The following is a 2503-nucleotide window of genomic DNA, read 5'->3' on the forward strand; positions in this document are numbered from 1 at the left end:
GTAAGCGGTGTCTGAGCGGCACGTTGTCTGCGTCGGCGCGGACTGCGAGGTGATACCCATCTCAAGATGGGAGTGCGTTTCGCAATGGATGCTCAGACTGCGTTTCTCAGATCGCTGGGAGTTGAGATCTTCGAGAGCGGGCACCGCCGGTGGCCGGAGAAGGTGAAGGCACAGGCTGTCGCGGAGACACTTGAGCCGGGCGCGACGGTCAACGCCGTGGCGGCGCGTTACGGGATGAAGCCGAACCAGTTGTCGGCGTGGCGATGCCTGGCCAAAGAGGGCAAGCTGGTCCTGCCCGCCGCCGAGATGTCGGATGAGCCGACGGCCTTCGCGCCGGTTGTCCTGTGCGAGCCGAAGCCCCCGCAGGCGCCGCAGCCCTCGAGGCAGTCGGACGACAGCCTGCGCCTCGTCTTCGGTGACGTGACGATCGCGCTTGCCGCCGACACCCCGGCGGTGCGGATTGCCGAGATCGTCCATGCGCTCGGGGCGTCCTCGTGATGATGCCGTCCCACACCGTCCGTATCCTCGTGGCGACCCAGCCGGTCGACTTCAGGAAAGGCCACGACGGTCTCGCCGCGCAGGTCGCATCGGTCCTAAAGGAGGATCCGTTCACTGGCACCGTGTTTTTGTTCCGGGCGAAGCGTGCAGACAGGCTGAAGATCCTCTTCTGGGACGGCACCGGGCTGGTGATGGCCTACAAGCGGCTCGAGGAGAGTTCCTTCACCTGGCCGGCGGTTCGGGACGGCGTGATGACTTTGAACCGGGCGCAGTTCGAAGCCCTGTTCGCCGGTCTCGACTGGCGCAAGGTGAAGGCGCTGGAGATCCGCCGCCCGGCTGCGGCAGAGTGAATCAGGCACGAGAAAAGGCGGGCCTTCGAGACGGCTTCGCGGTAGCCTCCGGCCATGCCATCCACCGCGATCATTGACCTCTCCGCAATCCCCGAGGCGCAGCGCGAAGCTGTCGCCGCGCTGCTGCGCGAGCATGAGGAGCTCAAAGGTGAGAGGGTCAGCCTCAAGGAGATCATCAAGCGCCTCGAGCATCTGGTCGCCGAACTCAACCAGGCAGTCCACGGCAAACGATCCGAGAAGCTCAGCGAAGATGACCGGCAGCTGGCGTTCGAGGATCTCGAGATTGCGGTCGCCGAAGCCGAGGAGAAGCAGGAGACGCAAGCGCCGTCCGAGAGCCGCCCCCGGCGTGCAGCCCGGCGCAATCGAGGCAACCTGCCCAAGGACCTGCCGCGCATCGAGCGCGTGATCGAGCCGGAGAGCCTGCAATGTCCTTGTGGCTGCGGGGAGATGCACAAGATCGGCGAGGACCGCACAGAGCGGCTGGACATCGTGCCCGCCCAGCTGCGCGTGCTCGTCACGGTTCGCCCCAAATACGCCTGCCGCGCCTGCACCGATGGCGTGACCCAGGCGAGCGCCCCGGCGCATCTCATCGACGGCGGCCTGCCGACCGAGGGCGCCATCGCGCATGTCCTGGTCAGCAAATACGCGGACCACTTGCCCTTGTATCGGCAGAGCCGGATCCTTGCCCGATCGGGCATCGAGATCCACCGCAGCACGCTGGCCGACTGGGTCGGCACCGCCGCCTTCCATCTCGGCCCGGTGGTCGACCGGCTGGCCGAGCACCTGAAGACATCGACGAAGCTGTTCATGGACGAGACCACCGCCCCGGTGCTGTATCCGGGGCGCGGCCGGACCAAGACGGGATATCTCTGGGCGCTCGCCCGTGACGACCGATCATGGGGCGGGGATGATCCACCGGGCGTGGTCTTCTTCTACGCGCCCGACCGCGCCGGGGAGAACGCGGAGAAGATTTTGCACGGCTTCGACGGCATCCTGCAGCTCGATGGCTACCAGGGTTACAACCGTTTGACGCGGCCCACCCGCAAGGGTGGCGACCCGGTCCGCGTGGCGCATTGCTGGGCCCACGCGCGGCGCAAGCTGAAGGAGGTGTTCGACCGCGACGGCTCCGAGATCGCCGCCGAGGGGCTGCGCCGCATCGCCGAGTTCTACAAGATCGAGGCCGACATCCGCGGCGCGGCGCCGGGACAGCGGCTCTCGGCCCGGCAGGCGCGCACCGCGCCCCTCGTGGTCGAGTTCGGTGAATGGCTACAACAGCAACGTCTGCGTATCTCCGCCAAGTCGCGCCTGGGCGAGAAGCTCGCTTACATCCACCGTCACTGGGACGGGCTCCAGACCTTCCTGCACGATGGGCGGGTGGAGATCGACTCCAACAGCGTGGAGAACTTGATCCGGCCCATCGCTCTGAACAGGAAGAACGCATTGTTCGCCGGACATGACGAAGGCGGGCGCGCCTGGGGACGCATCGCGTCGCTCATCGAGACCGCAAAGATCAACGGCGTCGAGCCCTTCGCCTATCTCAAGGCCCTCCTCGAGGCCATCGCCGCCGGTCATCCGCAAGGCCGCATCGACGAACTTCTCCCGTGGAACTTCAATCCGTCAAGCTGAACCTGGGGTGGGATGCAGCCGCCGCTTAC

At 66.4% G+C, this 2503-nt stretch carries 3 protein-coding genes; all 3 read left to right on the forward strand.

What is annotated here, in order from left to right; genetic code table 11:
- Positions 1-84: 84 nt before the first annotated feature.
- From tnpA to tnpC, 3 genes are read left to right on the forward strand one after another with little or no spacing between them, the layout of a single operon-like run.
- Complete coding sequence (gene tnpA, locus BM075_RS25075; RefSeq protein WP_038144069.1) at positions 85-498, forward strand: IS66-like element accessory protein TnpA; 414 nt, start codon at positions 85-87, stop codon at positions 496-498.
- Positions 498-848 carry an IS66 family insertion sequence element accessory protein TnpB gene (tnpB, locus tag BM075_RS24010; RefSeq protein WP_081874848.1) on the forward strand — a complete coding sequence of 117 codons (351 nt, stop codon included), beginning with the start codon at positions 498-500 and terminating at the stop codon, positions 846-848. Before tnpA ends, tnpB begins: the two co-directional genes overlap by 1 nt.
- A 54-nt stretch (positions 849-902) precedes the next feature.
- A complete protein-coding gene (gene tnpC, locus BM075_RS24015) occupies positions 903-2474 on the forward strand; it encodes an IS66 family transposase (protein WP_093363119.1) in 1572 nt (523 codons plus the stop codon).
- Positions 2475-2503: the final 29 nt, after the last annotated feature.

Source organism: Tropicimonas isoalkanivorans (genome assembly GCF_900112335.1).
Taxonomy (GTDB): domain Bacteria; phylum Pseudomonadota; class Alphaproteobacteria; order Rhodobacterales; family Rhodobacteraceae; genus Tropicimonas; species Tropicimonas isoalkanivorans.